The sequence below is a fragment of the Cohnella endophytica genome (assembly GCF_003628305.1).
Taxonomy (GTDB): domain Bacteria; phylum Bacillota; class Bacilli; order Paenibacillales; family Paenibacillaceae; genus Cohnella; species Cohnella endophytica.
Map to the genome: position 1 here is coordinate 480,689 of NZ_RBZM01000007.1, position 20,706 is coordinate 501,394.

The window sequence follows — 20,706 nt, forward strand, 5'->3', positions numbered from 1 at the left end:
AAACAGGTGCATGCGAAGCAATGAGCCTATCGGACATTCTGTCGAATCTGACGGAGGAAAATTTGACTAAGGCGTTGGAGCATTATCGGACATTCGGCCCGTTTCCGGGCATTGCGCTTACTTTCATGAAATCGTTCGTGCCGCCGTTGCCGACGATTCTGATCGTGGGGGTCAACGCGGCGGTTTACGGCTTGTGGCTAGGCTTTCTGTATTCATGGCTGGGTATCGTCAGTGGTTGTATGGCGACGTTTCTCATCGTGCGCAGGATTGCGGGTCATTCCTATTTCGTGCGCTGGGCACAGAAACCAAAGGTGCAGAAGAGCTTGTTGTGGGTTCGTCGCAATGCGTTCAGTTACGTTTTCTTGCTTAGCCTGTTTCCGGTCGGCCCGTTCGTCGTCATCAATATCGCCGCGGCCGTCGCCAGAATGCGCTTGAGATCGTTCTTCATCGCCATCGTGTTCGGCAAAGCGATCATGGTCATGTCCGTCTCAATTATCGGCCACGATTTCGCCCGGTTCCTCGAACGTCCGGCGGAATTGATCTACGTCGTGTTGTTCGTAGCCGTCTCGCTATGGATCAGCAAAAAAATCGAATCGAAGTTTACCGCGGTCGGGGAACGGGATCGGGACCGGGAAGTCAACCCGCCTCAATCGTTGGAAGGTACGCCTAATAAATAACGAAAATAAGGATGGTCTATCTATGTTGAGTTTCAATGAAAAGCTTGCGGTCATGGAGTCGTTCCCCCAATTGGAACGCAGGGACGTGTCCATGGGACGCGTGAATTTCCACTACGAGCGAAGCGTCATCGAGAAAAAGAACGTCGGATTTCATTTTCATCCGAATGGGAACGGGTTTATTTTCGCCGGGGAGATCGACGGGGTAGATACGGACGAGAAGGGCTTCGTCAACATCCGCGATTATAGCGAGGAAGAACTGCGTTCGCTCGTCCAGCAGGCGATCGATTCTCTGACCGGCGATTCGTCTTGGGAAGAGGGCCAAGAGGAGAAGTGGTTCGATTCGGACCGCAACGAGCTGCAACTGAAATTCGAGGACGACATGTGGTACTTGTTCTCCGGGCTCAATCTGGAGATGGCTTTCGAGACGTATGAAGAAGCTCGGGAGTATTTGAGGGAAGAGGGCTTTAATCGGTTGTAGAAAATTCGGCGGTCGGCATGGTTTGGCGGATGAGAAGGCAGGGAGCGTGTTAACGTAACTCCTTCCGACAATTCGACCGTTTAACCGTGACCGACCGCTTTTTTTTCATCTCCTCATCAACAACGAGATCAACAACAAGATTCCAAACGGGATGAACGTAATGATGGCGAGGGGATAAAGAGTTTCTATCTGCTTTTTCCTAAAGTAGGCATGGATGAGATGGAAAAGTAAACCCCCGATTGCGCAAACGGCTATGCTCCAAACTTGAAGGTCGATTAGTGTACTTAGAAAAATAGGGAAAACGGCGATTTTCCAAGAGCGGAGACCGACTAGCAAGCTAATGAATATCGGAAAGGCAGCCCCGAAGCCAACGTAGAGACAAACCTCGAATATTCGAAAGCGCGCCTTTCCAAGGAATCTAGCCAGGTAGTCAATGACTACAGAGCTTACAATGCCGTACGTATACGCGCTAAACGAGGAATAAACGGCCGCGAGTATCGTAAATAGGAAGGTGGCTTGGACTGCGAACAAGCCAGAGATAAGAAAAGTTAGTAACGCGATAGCTACATAGGTTCCGCCTGCGGCCGCGAGCTTGAGTTGGATGTAGCGCGCTTTTTTGCCGGCTAACGCTATAGGCACTTGGATCCCTTTGCTTTCCCCCAGGGAATTGTCGTGATCCACTCCACAGCTCCAGCAATATTCCGGATACTCCATATGGTAGCATTGCTCGCACAGTTGCTTGTTGCAGGATGAACATACTTTAATGGACTTTGAATTCTCGTGAAAGTAACAATTCATGGGATCACCTTCAATAGGCTATCGATAATCGGTCACACTAACTCATTCTGCAAAATTCACCAATTTCCTTTTATTCCCTTGTTGTAGTAGGGGAGTGGATGGGTGGGGGATCCAACCTGCATTTTGTGCAGGTGAAAACGATGATTCGAGCGTGAAGGGTCTTCAACTTGTATTTTGTGCAGTTGAAAATGCTGGTTTGGCGTGTAACGGGCGATTTCAGGTATTTCTACTGTATTTTTTGCAGGATGTTACGCCGTTTTCGGAGAAAATCCGGATTCGACATATACAAAATGCAGTTACTATGACGCCGAACCTCACCAACCGTGCACTGAACCAACTATCTATAGCTACCCAACCCCCGAGACCCACCAACCGTGCACTGAACCAACTTTCTATAGCTACCCTACCACCGAGACCCACCAACCGTACGACAACTATTCTTTCTATTGAGCCGGGCGAACCTGTGCGATCGACCAATAATCCCTCTCAAGATTCATCTTGTCAACGCTTACAATTCATATTATAATGATCTCAAAAGTTTAATCGCTTTAACTTTTTGGAGTGCAACGGCTAGATTATTATTTTTTTTAACTTAAAAGTTAAAGCGGTTAAACTTTACGTACTTCCCGAAAAATTATCGAGCAGTTGCCGAAAGATGGAGTCGACAAGGTTATGAGCAGGCTATCGAAGGGGGATTCAGGATTGAAGTCGACGAGGGAAAGCCGGCGCGAAGGCAGATGGTTTTACTTTTTTATCTCGCCGTGGCTTATTGGTTTTATTGCATTTGCTCTCATTCCGGTACTCGCATCCCTTTATTACAGCTTTACGGAGTACGACATCATCCATACTCCGGAATTCATCGGATTCGGCAATTACAATGAGTTGTTCCATGACGATTTGTTCTGGAATTCCATCAAGGTCACGTTGAAGTACACGTTCATTAGCGTACCTCTCACGTTAATCCTGAGCTTATTTTTCGCAATCCTGATCAATCAGAAAATCCCTTTCCGCGGCTTTCTTCGCACGGCGATGTATTTTCCGAGCATGATCTCGGGCGTAGCCATGGCGTTACTGTGGTTCTGGGTGTTCAATCCGCAAGCGGGGCTGTTCAATTATTTCCTGTCTTGGTTCGGGATCGACACGATCAACTGGTTCCTCGACGAGAAATACGCGATGTGGGCGCTGATCATCATGTCGTTCTGGGGCATGGGCGGAGGAATGCTGATTTTCCTCGCAGGATTGCAAGGGGTTCCGCAGTCGCTGCTCGAAGCCGCAAAGCTGGACGGCGCGGGCCGTCTCCGGACGTTCTGGAACGTCACGCTCCCGCTCATCTCGCCCGTGTTTCTTTTCCAACTAATCATCGGACTGATCGACTCATTCCAGGTGTTCACCCAAGCCTACACGATTACGCAGGGCGGACCGAACTATTCGACCTGGTTCTACGTGTTCAACATCTACATTAATGCGTTCAAGAACTTCCGGTACGGCTATGCCTCCGCGATGTCTTGGATTCTGCTGCTGGCCGTTATGGCCATAACCTTCGTCATCATGAAAATGTCTAACCGCTACGTTTACTACGAAGGGGGGCGCGAGAGATGAGCGAGCTTATGATCGGCCAACGTCAAACTCCCAAGAGGAAGAAAATCAAGTTGGATATTCCGAGGATCGTCGGGTTCATTATTCTTATCGCGGTAACGATCGCCATGATCATGCCCCTCTGGTTCATGTTATCGACTTCGCTCAAGACGACGAAGGAAATGCTCGCTTATCCGCCGTCGTTCATTCCGGAGCATTTTGCTTGGGGGAACTTCAAGGAGCTGTTCGTCAATTCGGAGATCAAATTCGGCCAGCAATATAAGAACAGCGTCATCGTCGCCGTCTTGACCGTAATCGGCACGGTGTTCTCGTCCTCGTTCGTGGCATTCGGATTCGCGCGTTACCGGGCTAAGCTGGCTCCGTTTCTGTTCATGCTCTTGCTTAGCACCTTGATGCTGCCCTATCCGGCGATTATGATTCCGCAATTCCTGTTGTTCACGAAGCTCGGGCTTCACGACTCGTTGCTTCCGCTCGTTCTTCCCGCTTTCTTCGCTTCGGCTTATATGGTGTTCCTGCTGAAGCAGTTTTTCTCTTCTCTTCCGAACGAGCTGTACGATGCGGGAAGGATCGACGGTTGCCGGGAATTCCGGCTGTACTGGAATTTGACCCTTCCGTTATCCGGGCCGGTTATCGCGACGGTGGCGATCTTCTCTTTCATCTGGAGCTGGAACGATCTGCTCGCCCCGGTGCTTTACTTGGATTCGCAAGAGAACTTCACGCTTCCAATCGGGATGGCGGCGATGCTCAGCTCGAAGTTCCGGATCGCGCCTTGGAATCTCATGATGGCGGCTTCCTTGCTGTCGGTGTTGCCTGTCGTCGCGTTGTTCGCGCTGGCCCAGAGGCGTTTCGTCCAAGGTATCGTTCTTACGGGCATCAAGTAATCACTCCTATATACGATGTCAACCATTTATCTGAGGGGGAAGAAACATGAATAAGAAGTATGGAAGGTTGCTGCTGAGTGTCACGTTAGCGTTCGGATTGGTGGCTACGGCTTGTTCCAGTAAAGATAGCAAGAACGGCGCGGGAGAAACGGTAACGATCACGCACTATACGATCGACTCTCCGGATCGCACGTTCGTCGAGAAGCTCATTCCGGATTTCGAGAAGAGCCACCCGAATATCAAGATCAAGGTGACGAAAGCGCCATACGAGCAATTCGACTCCAAGCTGCAATCGTCGATCGCAGCCGGCAACTCGCCCGACGTCACTTCGCACTGGGGCTACGGCGGCTTCATGGAATACTATAACAAAGGCATGCTGATGGATATGACGCCGTATCTCGGGGACTTCAGCAATTCCGATTACAACATTCCGGACGACGTCATGAACATCTACAAGGTCGGGGACAAGACGTACGGAATTCCGTTGAACAGCTACGTAACGGTCATGCTGTATAACAAAGACCTGTTCGACAAAGCCGGGCTTCCGTATCCTCCGACGGATTACGAGGACAAGAGCTGGACGTTCGACAAAATGGTGGAATACGCCAAGAAGATGACGGTGGATTCCAAGAATCTGGCGGAAGCGCAATACGGCGTAGACTTCGGCTTCGGCGAACGCGACCAACGCCCGCAATATTTTAACGGTAACGTCTATTCCGACGATACGTGGACGAACGGCGGCAAGCCGTCGGAAATCAATCTGACGAAACCCGAAGTGGTCGACGCCTACAAGAAAATATACGGCTTGATCTGGGATCAGAAAGTATCTCCGACCCCGGCGTTCTCCAAATCGGTATCCGGCCAATTCGGCGATCCGTTCCTCTCCGGCAAAATCGCGATGTCCGTCGTCGGTTCCTGGAGCCTGGCCGCATCGAGCGAATTTAACTTCAAAGTCGGCGTAGCCGCCGTACCGCAAGGCCCGAACGAGAAAGTAAGAAGCGTATTGTACGTCGATCCGCTGTTCATTCTGAAAGACTCCAAGCATCCGAAGGAAGCGCTAGAGTGGATTAAATACTTGATCGGAACCGAGATTCAAGAAAAATCGATCGAGCTGAGCGGAGGCAATCCGCCGGTCAACCAGAAGGCCGCGGAGAAGTATTATAACAACTTCGAAGGCATCGATCCGCAACAGATTGAACAGGTGTTCGAAGGCGCCTACAAGTACGGCTTCGAATCTTACAACCATTTGATCTCGAATTACTCGCAGATTAACGAATTGTTCATCAACGAACTCGCTTCCGTAGAGAACGGAGATAAGAAAGTCGAAGACGTATTGCCGGTCATTCAAGAGAAGTTGACCAAATTGCTGGGGCGCGTGAATAAGTAAGGTCCGGCAATGAAGTTTTGCTCCGATTGTGGTACGTTATTTACAAATTATTTTTCTCACAGGAGCGTTAATAAATGAAGGTCAGTATCTTCGACGTTGCCAAGAAATCGGGGTTGTCCGTCGTTACGGTATCGAGAGTGCTCAATAATTCGTCCTCGGTCCGACAAAATAACAGGGAAAAAGTATTGCAGGCGATGAAGGAGCTCGACTATCATCCGAATGCTTCCGCGCGTAGTCTGGCTAGAGGCAAAACGGGGATTATCGGGTTGAATTTGACGACCTTGCATGACTCGTTCCTGGACGCCGTAGTCAAGGGAGTCAACGATAAACTGGCCGAGCATGGTTATTTCCTGGCTCTGTCGATCTCTACCCATTACGAAGACGCGTTCCATCGCTCTTTGTTCCAGGAAGACCGCGTCGACGGAGTCATTCTATTATCTCCTCTGGACGAAGACGAGTACGTGATGGAGCTGAAGAAGAAAAAAATCCCGTTTCTTATGATCGATAATTCGCAAAGAAACCCTTCGGTTACGTCCATTATCGTGGACAACTTCAAAGGCGGATACGAGGCGACGAAGCATTTAATCGACATGGGGCATAAGGAGATCGCCCATATCGGCGGTCCCGATCCGTTCCTGAGCAGCCGAGAGCGCGAACGAGGTTACTTGTTCGCGTTGGAGGAAGCCGGGTTGAAGCCGTATGCGATCGAACGGGGGACGTTCGAGATTACTTCCGGTTACCGGATCGCCAAGCAATGGATCGATTCCGGGAGCTTGCCGTCGGCGATCTTCGCTTCCGACGATTATATCGCGCTGGGCGTTATGGACGCTTGCAAGAACGAGGGAGTCCGGATCCCGGACGACGTGTCTATCGTAGGGTTCGACGATCAAATCTTGGCTTCGCAATTTCGTCCGACGCTGACGACGGTTCGCCAGCCGGCGGACAAGATCGCGAACGCGGCCGTCGAGCTTATGCTCGGGCTCATCAACGATCCGGCCAAACGCAGCGTTACGATTCAGATGGAGCCCGAGCTCGTCGTTAGGGAATCTACGGCACGCAAAGCTTAAGATAGCAGAATAGCAGGAGTGAGCGCTTTGAAATATTATTTGGGCGTCGATGGCGGTGGCAGCAAGACGTATACGTTAATCGTCGACGAGCAAGGGACGGTCGTCGGCAAGGGACATAGCGGCAACGGCAATCATCAGACGAGTTACGATGCGGCGAAGAGAAACATCCGCGAGTCCGTCGAGATGGCGCTGGCGAATGCGGAATTAAAGCAACTGGACATCGAATTCGCCTACTTCGGATTGGCGGGCGCGGATCGGGAGATCGATTACAAGATCCTGCGGCCGATGATCGCGGAGCTTGGATTCCCTAGGCACGCTATCAATTGCGATACGATGATCGCCCTTAGAGCGGGAACGGATCGTCCATACGGAGTCGTCCTCATCTGCGGTACGGGGACGAATAGCGCGGGCGTGAACGAACGAGGCGAGTTCTTTCAATGCGGAGGTTTCTCCTATCAATACGGAGACGTTGGAGGCGGGGGTTCCTTAAGCGTCGAAGCTTTCCGGAGCGTAATCCGGTCTTGGGACGGACGCGGACGTCCGACCTTGCTGACGGACCTCGTCTTGACGGACTTAGGCTACGGAAGCGTTCAAGCGATGTTCGACGATTACTTGGACAACAATAAAGTTCCTCCGATAGGCCTATCCAAGCTACTGTTCCAAGCGGCAAGCCAAGGCGACGATGTCGCGAGGCAAATCCTGCACGAGCAGGGGCTTGAATTGGGCATCACCGCCCAAGCGGTCATTCGCAGGCTAGGGATGCAGGACGCTTCCTTCGACGTTGTGTTGGCAGGCAGCATCATTACCCGCGGAGAAGGGGACTACGTCCGAGGGCCGATCGAGCATGCGGTGAAACAAGTGGCCCCGGGAGCGAAAGTCGCGAAGCTGACGGTCGAGCCGGTAATCGGAGCCGTGTGGTTGGCGGTAGAAGCAAGCGGAATCGACTTGCCGGAGACGATCTATCGGAAATTGAGCTCCATATCGGATTATAGCCTCGTATAATGTTAAGCAATTATATGCGCATTCGTTTATATAGAAGAATCGCCAAGGAGATGGACTGAAATGACGCTAGAAAAAGGCTTGAAAATCGCCGTAATCGGCGGGGGTTCCTCCTATACGCCGGAGATCGTGGAGGGCTTCATCAAGAAATACGAGCAACTGCCGCTCAGAGAGCTATGGTTGGTCGATATCGAGGCCGGCAGGCACAAGCTGGATATCGTCGGAGAGCTTGCCAAGCGGATGGTTGCCAAGTCGGGTCTGCCGATCGAAGTCCATTTGACCCTGGATCGTCGGCAAGCGATCGAAGGCGCGGACTTCGTCTCGACGCAGATGCGCGTCGGGTTATTGGAAGCTCGCAAGTGGGATGAACATATCCCGAACCTGCACGGCGTTATCGGCCAGGAGACGACGGGCCCGGGCGGCATGATGAAGGCGCTCCGCACGATTCCGGTGCTTCTGGACATCTGCAGGGACATCGAGGAATTAGCTCCGGACGCTTGGTTGCTTAACTTCACGAATCCGGCCGGCATGGTGACGGAAGCGATCACGCGGTACTCGAAAGTGAAAAGCATCGGTCTTTGCAATGCTCCGATCGGTTTGCACAAGTGGCTTACCAAGAAATACGACACGGAGGCGAACCGTCTCTACACCGAATTCGTCGGGCTGAACCATCTTCACTGGGTAACCCGTATCGAAGTCGAGGGCGAAGACAAGTTGAACGAGCTTCTGGATAAGCGCGAGGAGTATTCCGGGAAAAACGTGCCGGCGACGGAATGGGATCCCGAATTCCTGCGCACGCTCGGCGGGCTGCCTTCTTATTATTTGAAATACTTTTACATGCAGGATGCGATGTTCGAAGAGCAGCTTGCCTCCCTGAAGGCGAACGGCACGCGCGCGGAAGTCGTGAAACGGGTGGAAGACGAGCTGTTCGAGCTGTACAAGAATCCCGATCTGCAGGAGAAGCCGAAGCAACTGGAACAACGGGGCGGAGCTTATTACTCCGAAGCGGCGGTTAATCTGATGGATTCCTTGTATAACGACAAGCGCGATATTCAGACCTTAAACGTATCGAACGGAAGAGTGCTGGACTTCCTGCCCGAAGACGCGGCGATCGAGGTGAACTGCGTCGTAACGTCCAAAGGACCGCTTCCGCTTCCGGTCACGAAAGTGCCGGAGCAAGCCAAAGGCCTGATCGCCGCCGTGAAGACGTATGAGCGGCTTACGATCGAAGCGGCCATCACCGGCGACAGAGGAATTGCCCTGCAGGCGATGGCGGCTCATCCGCTCGTCCCCTCGGTGGGCGTAGCGAAGAAGCTGCTGGATGAAATGCTGGAGAAAAACAAACCGTATTTGCCGGCTTTTTTTAAGTGAATAAGTAAGCAAAGCGGGAGTCCTGAGAGGGGCTCCCTTTAATTTGCCGTTGCGATGATCATAAGGTTACAATAGAGGAACAAATGTTCTATGGGTGGGAGCGATCATGTCATGCCTTACGCGGTATCCCTTTCCGTCAGGGCGCTAGTCGAGTACGCGTTCTTGGAAGGAAGCATCGACAACGGATTCCGTTCGGCAAGCGCCCTTACGGACGGCACGAAAGCTCATCAAAGCATTCAGAAGCAATACGGCGAGCTGGATCGGAAGGAAGTCTATTTGCGGTCGGAGATCCCTGCGGGGGATCTCCTCTTCGTCGTGGAAGGGCGATGCGATGGACTCTTGGTCGGCGAAAACGGGGAAATCACGATCGATGAGATCAAGTCGAGCTCGCGCGAGATCGGATCGATGACGGAGTCGGATGCCCCTCGGGTTCATTGGGCGCAAGCTTATATGTATGCATATATGTATGCACTCGAGAGTGGAATCGAACGGCTCCGCGTGAGATTGACTTACGTTAGGATCGACTCGGAGGAACAGGTGCGTTTCGAACGTGAAGTGAACGCTGAGGAGCTGGCGTCGTTCGTCGCGGAGACGGTGGAGAAATACGCGCCGTATGCCCGTATGCGGCTAAAGAACAAGCTAGCCAGGGATGAAAGCATCGGAAGCTTGGCGTTCCCGTTCCCGGCTTACCGCGAAGGCCAGAAAAAGCTAGTGGGAGCCGTCTATAAGGCGATCGACGAACAACGCAAGCTATTCGCCAAAGCTCCGACGGGCATCGGTAAGACGATCTCCACGCTCTTCCCGGCGATTAAAGCCCTAGGCTTAGGCAAGCTTGAGCATCTCTTCTACTTGACGGCCCGGACGATTACGCGAACGGCCGCAGAGGATGCGCTATCCTTGATGAGGGATCGAGGACTTCGGTTAAGCTCGGTAACGATTACGGCGAAGGAGAAAATTTGCTTTCAAGAGAAAGTCGACTGCCGCAAGGAAACCTGCCCGTACGCGGACGGTTACTATGACCGGATCAACGGCGCGGTCCTCGATCTGCTTTCCAATGAAACGCTGATTACCCGCGCGGTCGTCGAAGCTTACGCTCGCAAACATACGGTGTGTCCGTTCGAATTCGCCCTGGACGCGGCTTACGGGGCGGATGCGGTCATCTGCGATTATAATTACGTATTCGACCCGCGGGTATCCCTCAAACGCTTGTCCGGCGAGCATAAGCAAGGATGCGCGTTGCTCGTGGACGAGGCCCACAATCTGATCGACCGGGCAAGGGAGATGTATTCCGCGGAGCTCGACAAGCGGACGTTTCTGGAATTGGAGCGGGAATTCAAGGGGGTTCGCACGGATGTTCACGCGTCGGCCAGAGCGATTAACAAACGGTTCATCGAGCTCAAGAAACAGTCCGACGGTCAACCGATCGTAACCCGTGATGCGCCAAGCGAGCTGATGGAGCTAGTCGAGCATTTTGCCGCGCAAGCGGAGAAGGTTCTGGCTGGCGGGGGCGCGGGAGGAGAAAGTACCAACCTTCTGGAAGCTTACTTTGCCGCGCTTTCGTTCCTGAGGATCGGCAAGCTTTACGATGAGAGATACGTCACCTACGCGGAAACCGATCGCAACGATGTCCGTTTGCGAATGTTCTGTCTCGATCCCTCCCATTTGCTTAAAACGATGGGCAAAGGTTATCGCTCCCATGTTTTCTTCTCGGCGACGTTATCCCCGCTATCCTATTACATGGACATGTTGGGGGCGGAGGAGGAGGATTATTCGGTAACGTTGGGTTCGCCGTTTCGGAAGGAGCAATGGGAGGTGACGATCGCGCCGATATCTACCCGGTACGCGGACAGAGACGCGACGCAAGAACCATTGGTTAAACTTCTCCGCGGTTTCGTGGAGGGGAGGCCGGGCAATTATTTGATCTTCTTCCCTTCGTATGCCTATATGAACGGGGTTTATGAGCGGTTCATGGCCGAGATAAGTCCTTCGGGAACCGCGACGATAATCCAAACCCCTGATATGCGAGAAGAGGAAAGGGAAAGCTTTCTCGCGGCTTTCGAAGCGGGCAACGAGGGAACGTTGATCGGATTCGCGGTGATGGGAGGCATTTTCTCGGAAGGAATCGACCTGGTCGGCGACAGGCTCGGAGGGGTGGCGATCGTCGGAGTAGGCATGCCTCAGCTCGGTTTGGAACGCAATCTGATCAAGAATCATTTCGATGTCGACGGAAGGAACGGTTTCGACTACGCATACGTTTTCCCCGGAATGAATAAGGTACTGCAATCCGGCGGAAGGCTGATCCGTTCGGAACGTGATCGGGGGAAGCTCTTGCTCGTCGATGACCGTTATTTAAGGCCTCCTTATTCCCGGTTGCTACCGGAAGAATGGCGGAGTTAATCGGTTTCCGTGCGAATGGAAGAACGCGTGCGAACGGGCTTTTATCGTACGATAAGCGTTGAGCGGGGCTTCGCAATATGATATAGTAGGCGCGGAAATAATGAATCCCGCATTGGAAGGGGCATGAAAATCTATGTCCGTGTTGAATATCGTACCTTTCGGAGAATCGATTCTGCGGAAGAAAGCGAAGCCCGTCGAGACGCTTACGCCGAAACTCGCTAAGCTGCTGGACGATATGGCGGAGACGCTGTACGCCACGGAGGGTCGCGCGGGGTTAGCCGCGCCTCAAGTCGGAATCCTAAGGCGGATCGTCGTAATGGATTGCGGAGAGGGCTTGATCGAGCTGATCAATCCGGAAATCTTGGAAACGAGCGGAGAGCAGGACGGAGCGGAAGCCTGCCTGTCCTATCCCGGCTATCATGGCTTCGTGAAAAGGGCCAATTACGTGAAAATCAAGACGATGAACCGTCAGGGAGAGACGATAGAGCTGGAAGGGGAAGGTTTTCTCGCGCGGTGCATGCAGCACGAGATCGACCATCTCAACGGCGTCTTGTTCGTCGATCACATTCGCGAGCCTTGGTTGTACGAGGATCAGACGCAGCGCAAGACTAGCCTTCTTGAAGTCGTTCGGCTCACGAATCAGGGACTGTAAGCTTGTTTGTTCGTTACTTCCGGTTCAATTGATTGCCATTCGGACACAATGTTAAGGCATATCAATCGACGCCAGGAGGCATACGGATGACCGAACACAATCATGTCGTGAGTAAAGACGGCGATATTGATCCCGGCAAAGTGGAAAGCGCGATTTCGAGAATCAGCTCGGGAGAAAAGGAACGGATTCTGAGAGACTTCGACGAATTCAAAAGTTATTTAAGCAAGAGGATTGCCATGGCTGAGAGCATCGGGCTTGACGAGGAACAGATGGCCAAGATCGCCCAGAAGGTCGCGGACTACTTAGCTAGCCACGAGGAGCCTCGCAATAACGAAGAACTGCTTCTTCAGGAGCTATGGAAAGTAGGCAACCAAGAACAACGGCACATGCTCGCGCACATGCTGGTGCGTCTTGCGCAGCCTCAACGCGCGCACTAACCTAACACCCGATCCCCTCGCGCAGGCGAGGGGATTTTTGAGTACGATCGGAAAAGATAAAGCAAGAACGATTTGAAACTATTTTCCAGCTAGGGTCGTCTGAGTAGGCGGGGGTGATCTTATGATTAGAAAATTAGGGATGCTGGCGCTCGTCCTGGCGATCGCGGGTTGCGCGCAACCGCGAACGGGCGCGGAAATCGCAAGCGGGACTAAGACTGCCGCGACTGTTCTCGTCGAACGGGATGTTCCCGCAGACTGGAAACGATTCGTTCCGAAGAAGGCTACCGTTAGCCGTACGCAATGGTTTGGCAGCGCAAGCCCGGCGGTATTGGGTACGTTCGAGAAGCCGGAAGACTTGGCTGTGATCACCGAAGGAATGCGGACGGCGGTGAAGATTAACGGTATGTTAGACGTCGCCAAGTCGGAATACGACCTGGTTCTCGAGGATAAGGACGGCGGGAGTTATACCTTCCATCTCTGGTTAGGCGGGAAGACGGGCCTGAAAGGCATGTATATGTACGTATCGGACACGGGCACGGGTTATACGATGAACGAATCGATTACGGATAGGCTTCGAGCGCTTATACATGGGCTTCGTTACGAGCCCGAGAGGGCAAAAGCGAATGGAGATGTCGTAAACTTATTTGGTAAGATTACGAATCTGGACAGATGGAAAAAATTCGTGGAAAACGTGAACGAAGGAACCCGGGATGAAGCTCATTTTACCGACTATACCATCGAAGGAGATCCCATTTTCCGGGACTTGCTCTATGATGGACAACGAATCGAATTCACCTACGATAACAGTAAGGACGCATATGGCACTCCCGACAAAGCGCTTGTCTTCTGCGACGGTATCGATTTCGGCAAGACCGAGCAAGGCACGCGGTATATCCTGACCGGCTGCGACCGGGATAATCCCGCATTTAATTTTACCGTCGAATAGCTAGCGCGAACGCCAAAAAGGCTCGGCCTCTCGCCGGTTAGCGAGGGTCGAGCCTTAGCGTTATCGTAAATCATTTGTTCGTGCTGTGCTGCTTGCCCGGTAGCTTCTGCCCATGCTTCTCGCTTCCGGCCAGTCGGGCTTTGTTTCGTTTATCCTTCTGCTGGGTGTCTTGCAGTTTCTCTACGAACTGATGCGTATCGTCCATGGATAGGGAAAGCCTCCTAGATAAGGTGCCGTGAATATCACCCTCATACTATTCCCCAATGAAGCCAAGCAAAATGCGTACGTTCCGTAAAAATAAAGGATTAGACCGCGAAAATGAAGTTGTAGCGTGATTGATGGCGGAAATCGGCGGTGGTAATATAAAGTTATGTCGACGCCCATTATGGCCACCAAATTTTATATTCCCACGCCTCGACCGAAAGCGGTTCTCCGCCGACGGTTGACCGAAAGACTGAGCGAGGGGCTTCACCGCAAATTGACCCTTATCTCCGCACCCGCGGGCTATGGCAAAACGACTTTGATTTGCGAATGGCTCGCCGAATGCGGGCGGCCGGCAGCATGGCTATCGCTCGAAAAAGGGGACAACGAACTTACGCGCTTTTTAACCTGTATGATCTCCTCGCTACAGACACTTGCGGAGAATATAGGAGAAGGCGTGCTTGCTGTGCTTCAATCTCCTCAACCGTCGCCGACCGAGTCGATTTTGACGGCTCTTCTTAATGAAATCGCGTCCATCCCGGCTCCTTTCATACTCGTTCTTGACGACTATCACGCGGCGAAATCGAAACCGGTCGACGATGCCGTGTCCTTCCTGCTTGAACATCTTCCCACGCAAATGCACCTTGTCATGATGACCCGCGAGACTCCGCGTATCCCGCTGGCCCGATTGCGGGCTCGGGACCAATTGACCGAGTTGCGAATAGCCGACATGAGATTTACTCTCTCCGAAGTCGAAGCATTTATAAACCATGTAATGGGCCTTAACCTTCCCACGGATAAAATAACCGTGTTGGAATCGCGCACCGAAGGCTGGGTTGCGGGACTGCAGTTGGCTGCGATCTCCATACAAGGAGATCGCAGCGCCGATCGGCTCATTCACTCTTTCGCAGGCAGTCATCATTTCGTGCTGGACTATCTGGTAGAAGAAGTTCTGCAACGGCAGCCTGAAGCCGTACAGACTTTTTTGCTGCGGACATCGATCCTCGACCGCCTGTGCGGATCTCTCTGCGATGAAGTTATGTTCGATCCCGCGGTTTCCGGTATGGAATACTTAATCGATCTAGATCGCAACAACTTGTTCGTCGTTCCCTTGGATAATGAACGACGTTGGTATCGTTATCACCATTTGTTTGCCGAACTACTTCGCAGACGTCTACAGGAAAGTCTCGACGGGAGCCATATCGCGCAACTGCATAAACGAGCAAGCGTATGGTATGAAAACAATGGCTTCGAGATCGAAGCGTTTCGCCATGCCGTGGAATCCCATGACAACGAGCGCGCCGCACGACTGCTTGAAGGCGAAGGGGCGCCGCTGCATCTTCGCGGGGCTGCAAGCCTTTCGTTGGACTGGTTGGAATCGTTGCCTGCCGCGAAACTCGACGCTAGACCCTCGTTATGGGTGATTTATGGCTCGGCTCTGCTGATCGCGGGCAAGCCGACGGGCGTCGAACACAAGCTGCGAGCGGCAGAGGCGGCTCTGAAAGACGTGGAGCAGGACGTCGGAATCAGAGATCTGATCGGACTGATTGCGGCTACTCGGGCTACACTGGCATCGTTGATGATGGCAGGCGATCCCCATCGTGCCGATCGAAAATTACAGGTGACCGAAGCGGCCATGCAAAATACGAAGCCCGAAGACAAGACCGATGAACTCGTCGGAGCGATTGCCCATTCAAAGGATGCATGGATAGGCGGACAACACGAGATAGACGCCGTTATTGCCCAGTCACGTCGTGCGTTAGAGTATCTGCGTCCGGATAATCTCCCTGTTCGGACGGCAGCAGCTTGGATGCTAGGCGTCGCTTGCCAGCGGCGGGGAGACCATGCCGGAGCTCGTGAGGCCTATAACGAAGCCATATCGAACAGCCATACGATGGGTCATCAACTGATGGCTGTAATGGCCGAAAGCGGACTAGGTCAAATCCATGAAGCGGAAAATCGGCCCGATTTGGCGGCGGAAAGTTACCGAGAGGCTCTGCGGATGGCCGGCGATCTGCCGCTTCCGGCTCTCCGCGAAGCGCGACTTGGTCTGGAGCGCGTGCGCATAGCCCTGGAACACGGAATGAAGAACAACCCGTTCGAGCCGCTCAGCCAACGCGAAATCGAAGTGCTCGAGCTTATAGCCAAGGGGCTCTCGAACCGGGAAATCGGCGAGAAACTTTTCTTGGCTTTGGACACGGTCAAAGGGCACAATCGCAGGATCTTCGAAAAACTTCAAGTGCAAAGACGCACCGAAGCGATCGCCCGTGCCAATGAGCTAAATTTGTTCTCGAACACCCGTAAACCACACTAAAGTGTCTACAGCCCCCAATCCTCTTCAAGCTATACTGCTTATAAAAATAGCCGAGAGGAGATAAACATGAAAAAGAATGAAAGAGCGGCAGGTGCGTTGTTCCTGGTGGCAACGGGTGCATTTCTGATAGGAAGCGGGCTTCTGGATCCTATTCTACATCGGACGGATTTCCTCGCCGGTTTGCATCCGGACCGCACGAAAGCAATTGCAGGATTGTTTTTGGAGTTAGTAAACGCCATGGCGGTTGTGGGGATTGCCATGCTTCTGTATCCCGTTTTAAAGAAGCATAATGAAGCTTTCGCACTGGGGTACTTCGGTTCCCGGATCATCGAGTCCGCGCTGCTCATCACAAGTTTAATCGGACCGTTTGTACTCATTGCGCTGAGCGATAATGAGGTTGCCGAAGGAGCTTCCTACGGCTCTTACTTTCAAACGATAGTAAGTCTAGTGGTAGAAGCTCATTTTAAGCTCTTTGAAATGGCCATGATCGCGCTGAGCTTAGGCAGCTTGTTGTTTTGTTATATCCTCTATCGATCGAAGTTGGTTCCCCGGTTTTTGCCCTTTATCGGTTTCATCGGGTACGCGGCATTATTGGCGAGCAGCTGTCTGGCGATCGTCGGCCATGATATCGGTCCCGTTCTCTATGTTCCAGGAGCGATATTCGAAATCATTCTTCCCATTTGGTTGATAGTTAAGGGATTTGACTAGGACATTATTTTCTCGTCGCTTTCATCAAATAAGGATAGAGCAGGATTAAGCCTGCGATATAGAGCGCGATGGCGATATAGGCGGGCAACAGATGAACGAAATCGGTATACGAAATCCGGTAATGGACGCTTAAGCCGGCGATAAACGCGGGAGATCCACCGGCAAGTAAAGTCCACCAGAGCCAGCGTTCGCCTTGTTGCAGTCCCCAGAGCGCAAGCACGAGCAGCATGACCGCATCGGAAAATAAAGCTCCCCCGAATCCGGCCCTGTCGTGGGCGATAAGCGGAATGAGTTGCGGGTTCGCCAGATCAAGTTGTTCTCGGGTTATACCCATGAAACTCAGATCCTGCGGAACGAACACATGGGTTACTCCGACTGTCGCGATCACGAGACCGCCTACGCTCAAGGACGCTCCCAGCGCGACGAAACAGAGCTGCCCCCACATCGCCTTTTTCCAAATCCGGTCGTTCCTTAGATTAACCGGCTTACGGTATGGCCGATCCGGGTTTCCGCGCATCGCCAGCAGGAACATCGGGAATAACACGGCTGCGGCAGCCGCATGCAGCGGATCGAAAAAACCGTAACCCAAATACAGGAAGAAGCTAGGGAATCCGACGATGCCTGATACCAATAGCGCGGTTCTCGCCCAGTGGAGGCCATGCTTTAGACCGTTGTTCGCCAATTGGTAGTAGAGAATGCCGATCGAGATCATCGTTCCCGCTAACGTAATTCTGTCATGAGACATGAAGTGTAGCAGATGGCCGTTAATCTGTTGAAGCTCCGAGCGAGTCATGCCCAGGAAGTCTTCGTCGTAAGGTAGCAAGACCGAGGAGGAAGCGATTAGCCATGCGATGAACCCTCCGAGGATCATGCCGATGCCAAGCAGGCTCATCCATCCCCAGTGCTTCCAGAAGGAAGGGACTTGAGGCTCGGGAGTCGACCGCAGCTTCTCGTGAATAATCGCTTCGTTCACGCGTTTGGGCAAGCCGGGACCGGCATACACAAGCCCACTGCCCAAGAGAACGTTGTCCGCTCCCGCGCGAAGCAAGGTTATGGCATCCTGAGGCTCGTGAACGCCTGCGCTTGCCTTAATGACGCGATCCGCCGGGATCGTGGCTCTGAGCATGCGAATAAGGGCGATCGCGCGATCCATGCCCTCTCGGCCTACCGAGGATCCTCGCGTGTCATGCAAGGAGCAGCCGATGACGTACCCGGCCCAAAGGGAGGGGGCGATAGGGTCAAGGCATTGCATTAGCCAATCGGACGGGAAATCCAAGGGCACGTACAGGAATAAAGGTTTATCGCAAGCGGTTTTAGATTGCACTATCGTTTCGGACACGAGCTTTAGCAGACCGATATTGCGTTCGGGAGTGTTGTCGGACGATAAAAAATCGAGATAAAATCCAACGACCGGCGTGGGAGATAGAGCTTGGAGAAGCATATCCAGTTCATCTATGGCTTGATCATCCGAACTGCCGGGCATCGGCGCGATGCGCACGAACTGAGGCAAGGCATGTTTCGGATGTTCGATCAATCTTTTGACGATGGCGAGTCCATCGTTCTCGTACTCTGAAGGATATACGATGATCTCCTTATGCCGGTCGTTGAGGATCGGCGAGGAGGAGACGACCGGCTTTACCGTTACGGGACCGATCTCGATAAATCCGAATCCGAACTGGGAGAGGGCACGATGCGCGACGCCTTGAGGATCCGTAAGGCCGGATAATCCAATGGGCGTCGGTGCGGGAACGTCGGCGATGCGGCTCTCGAGCACGGGAGACGGCTCCATGTGGCCAAGCGTCTTGATCAGCAAGGTCCCGCCGGGAATTCGGCTGAGCCTTCCCATCGCGTTTAGCGTCAGACCGCGCGCGACTCTGGAAGGCAGTCGGAACAGCAAGGGCTTGAACAAAGTTTGATAAGACCAATCCGGCATGAGTCGCTCGCTCCCAGCATCCTATTTTCAGGAAGAGTATAACATATGTTGTTCCGGCGCCGGAGAAGAGGAATACCGGGTTGTCTGCGAAAGAGCAACCTGATAAGATTCGGATAGGTTAAGGAAAAATTCGATTACGAGCAGGGAGCGCGACATGAAATTCGCCGTTCAGTACTTATCGTTCTTCGTCATTCAGCAGGAGGGTACCGATCCGAACGGTCCCAAGAAATACAAGCATTATCAGACTCTTACGCATGAGGAGTACCAAGATAGCGAGCTGAAAGCGTTCTTGGATGGGGAATTCAAGCGCATCGCCAAACGGAAAGCCGAGGTCAACGCGGTCGCCGAGCAGGTTCCGACCAAGATCGGACGCTTCGTCGTCGAGCCGGGCTACGATCTGTCGAGCAATCCCAACTACAACTTATTCCAACGCCTCAGAACCGCGGGGGATAAGGCGGAGTTTCACGATTGCGCCGACGATTTATTGCGGATTTACATGGACACTAACTCGGTAAGGGGCGGCGCTTTCGTCCTCGCGACGGCCAAGCTGAACGAACTGTACGACGATCCGTTCCTGTTCCTGTTCAAGTGCGACTTCGAGTCCAAGATCGCCAGGGTGTCGGACGAGAAAAGCTTGATCTCGCAAGTAGAGATGGCGATCAACGCCAAGAACATCAAATCCATTCAATATCCGAACATGCCGGAAGAGGGAATGCTCGAAGAGTGGGAACTGAAGATCCACCAAGCTTCCCATGCCCGTTACTTCGAGGACTTCCTGAAGTTCGTGAGCTACGAGAAGTCCAAGCCGGAGATCGTAGCCGATCAGGTGATGGAGATGGTTCAGAGCTACATCGAGACGAGGTGGCAAGGCGCGGAAGAGGACTCTATCGCGGCGGCGATGGCGAGCGAAGGCGTCGAAGAAACCGAAGAAGTAGTCGCGATGCGGCAGGAGAAGCAGCAATTCGACGTCTGGGCGGCCGGCGAGAAACGCGAGCTGCAGGAGAAATGGACGCACGAGCACGTCGTCGAGGCGACGAAACAGATCGTGGGGCTGCAGCCGGACTTGGAACTGAAGTTCAAGCTCGACGACGTCCAGATCAAAGGGCATATGGACGATTACGGCAACAACATCCACATCGCGCGGATGAACGGCCGTTACGTCGTCCTGATCGAAGGGGACTCGTTCCAGTTCGAGAAGGGCGTATCTCCGATCGAGCTATTGCACCCGGAGGAGATGGACGAAGTGCTTCGGCGAGTCGGCAAAGGCCTGCGGAGAGTAGCTCCGGGCGAGGCGCCTTCGTTGGACTAATAGAACGTTAGGAACATGGAGAGGTGGGCGCGAGCCCCCCTCTTTTTTGCGTATATGCGCGACACGCTGTTTAGTTCTTGTAATCATACTCCTCGCACGCGACCGTTCATGTCTCCAACAACTGCTTCAATTGCTACAAACCTCGCCATCGCCGACAAGTGCGTCTATCGCGAACAAACCCAGCTATCTCGAACAACCGCTTCAATCGCCAATCTAGCTAACAACTCCGTTTCATCTTTTACACCAAACTTTTCGTTCTACTAGCTCACATATGTGCCGCAACCTGCGTTTTCCGTGTTCAACCTGCATTTTGTACATGTCGAATCCGGGAATTCCCCCTATTCGGGAGAATAACCTGCATTTTCGGCTAGGCCCCTTAAATCTGGAGTCTGTCCCTTAAAAGAAGCCGCTCAGTTAGCGTAGCTCTTTATTTTGAGTTCTTACAGTGCTCTGTAAAATTGTGAGCGGTCTTCAAGCTGCATTACCCACTCGGAGAACCTAGCTGGTGGCATACGCCTCAAGCTTCCATGCATCCTTCGGTTGTTGTAAAAGTTC

General features: G+C 52.8%; 17 protein-coding genes. 15 read left to right on the plus strand and 2 right to left on the minus strand.

Annotated features, from left to right (window positions below; translation table 11 throughout):
• Positions 1 to 20 precede the first annotated feature (20 nt).
• From D7Z26_RS18125 to D7Z26_RS18185, 12 genes are all read left to right on the plus strand, one after another.
• A complete protein-coding gene (locus D7Z26_RS18125; protein ID WP_120978416.1) occupies positions 21 to 677 on the plus strand; it encodes a TVP38/TMEM64 family protein in 657 nt (218 codons plus the stop codon).
• Positions 678 to 699: 22 nt separating this feature from the next.
• The gene (locus D7Z26_RS18130) at positions 700 to 1,155 is read left to right on the plus strand and encodes a hypothetical protein (RefSeq protein ID WP_120978417.1); all 456 of its coding nucleotides are present in this window, start codon (positions 700 to 702) and stop codon (positions 1,153 to 1,155) included.
• Between the two features lie 1,500 nt (positions 1,156 to 2,655).
• Positions 2,656 to 3,552 (plus strand): carbohydrate ABC transporter permease, encoded by an 897-nt coding sequence (locus D7Z26_RS18140; RefSeq protein WP_233567015.1) that lies wholly within the window; start codon positions 2,656 to 2,658, stop codon positions 3,550 to 3,552.
• Positions 3,549 to 4,430 carry a carbohydrate ABC transporter permease gene (locus D7Z26_RS18145; protein WP_120978420.1) on the plus strand — a complete coding sequence of 294 codons (882 nt, stop codon included), beginning with the start codon at positions 3,549 to 3,551 and terminating at the stop codon, positions 4,428 to 4,430. Before D7Z26_RS18140 ends, D7Z26_RS18145 begins: the two co-directional genes overlap by 4 nt.
• Positions 4,431 to 4,476: 46 nt before the next feature.
• A complete protein-coding gene (locus D7Z26_RS18150) occupies positions 4,477 to 5,817 on the plus strand; it encodes an ABC transporter substrate-binding protein (protein ID WP_120978421.1) in 1,341 nt (446 codons plus the stop codon).
• Positions 5,818 to 5,891: 74 nt separating this feature from the next.
• Positions 5,892 to 6,884, plus strand: a complete 993-nt coding sequence (locus D7Z26_RS18155) for a LacI family DNA-binding transcriptional regulator (protein WP_120978422.1) — start codon at positions 5,892 to 5,894, stop codon at positions 6,882 to 6,884.
• Positions 6,885 to 6,911: 27 nt separating this feature from the next.
• Positions 6,912 to 7,886 (plus strand): N-acetylglucosamine kinase, encoded by a 975-nt coding sequence (locus D7Z26_RS18160; RefSeq protein WP_120978423.1) that lies wholly within the window; start codon positions 6,912 to 6,914, stop codon positions 7,884 to 7,886.
• Between the two features lie 60 nt (positions 7,887 to 7,946).
• Positions 7,947 to 9,254 (plus strand): 6-phospho-beta-glucosidase, encoded by a 1,308-nt coding sequence (locus tag D7Z26_RS18165; protein WP_120978424.1) that lies wholly within the window; start codon positions 7,947 to 7,949, stop codon positions 9,252 to 9,254.
• Between the two features lie 111 nt (positions 9,255 to 9,365).
• A complete protein-coding gene (locus D7Z26_RS18170; protein ID WP_120978425.1) occupies positions 9,366 to 11,651 on the plus strand; it encodes a helicase C-terminal domain-containing protein in 2,286 nt (761 codons plus the stop codon).
• Between the two features lie 133 nt (positions 11,652 to 11,784).
• A complete protein-coding gene (gene def, locus D7Z26_RS18175) occupies positions 11,785 to 12,303 on the plus strand; it encodes a peptide deformylase (RefSeq protein ID WP_120978426.1) in 519 nt (172 codons plus the stop codon).
• Between the two features lie 86 nt (positions 12,304 to 12,389).
• On the plus strand, positions 12,390 to 12,740 hold the full coding sequence (locus D7Z26_RS18180) for a DUF3243 domain-containing protein (RefSeq protein ID WP_120978427.1): 351 nt from the start codon (positions 12,390 to 12,392) through the stop codon (positions 12,738 to 12,740).
• Positions 12,741 to 12,861: 121 nt separating this feature from the next.
• On the plus strand, positions 12,862 to 13,686 hold the full coding sequence (locus tag D7Z26_RS18185) for a DUF4362 domain-containing protein (RefSeq protein WP_120978428.1): 825 nt from the start codon (positions 12,862 to 12,864) through the stop codon (positions 13,684 to 13,686).
• Positions 13,687 to 13,756: 70 nt separating this feature from the next.
• Here D7Z26_RS18185 and D7Z26_RS18190 read toward each other — a convergent pair whose 3' ends face one another.
• The gene (locus D7Z26_RS18190) at positions 13,757 to 13,891 is read right to left on the minus strand and encodes a DUF4023 family protein (protein WP_120978429.1); all 135 of its coding nucleotides are present in this window, start codon (positions 13,889 to 13,891) and stop codon (positions 13,757 to 13,759) included.
• A 165-nt stretch (positions 13,892 to 14,056) separates the two neighbouring features.
• Between D7Z26_RS18190 and D7Z26_RS27840 the strand changes: the two genes are divergently transcribed.
• Together D7Z26_RS27840 and D7Z26_RS18200 are read left to right on the plus strand one after the other, a co-directional pair.
• Positions 14,057 to 16,201 (plus strand): LuxR C-terminal-related transcriptional regulator, encoded by a 2,145-nt coding sequence (locus tag D7Z26_RS27840; RefSeq protein WP_120978430.1) that lies wholly within the window; start codon positions 14,057 to 14,059, stop codon positions 16,199 to 16,201.
• 66 nt (positions 16,202 to 16,267) lie between these two features.
• Complete coding sequence (locus D7Z26_RS18200; RefSeq protein ID WP_120978431.1) at positions 16,268 to 16,909, plus strand: DUF4386 domain-containing protein; 642 nt, start codon at positions 16,268 to 16,270, stop codon at positions 16,907 to 16,909.
• Positions 16,910 to 16,913: 4 nt separating this feature from the next.
• On the opposite strand, the gene D7Z26_RS18205 is transcribed toward D7Z26_RS18200, so the two are convergent.
• Positions 16,914 to 18,842, minus strand: a complete 1,929-nt coding sequence (locus D7Z26_RS18205) for a dihydroorotate dehydrogenase (RefSeq protein WP_120978432.1) — start codon at positions 18,840 to 18,842, stop codon at positions 16,914 to 16,916.
• Between the two features lie 154 nt (positions 18,843 to 18,996).
• On the opposite strand from D7Z26_RS18205, the gene D7Z26_RS18210 reads away from it, so the two are divergent.
• Positions 18,997 to 20,151 (plus strand): DUF3900 domain-containing protein, encoded by a 1,155-nt coding sequence (locus tag D7Z26_RS18210; RefSeq protein WP_120978433.1) that lies wholly within the window; start codon positions 18,997 to 18,999, stop codon positions 20,149 to 20,151.
• The last annotated feature ends 555 nt before the right edge of the window (positions 20,152 to 20,706 follow it).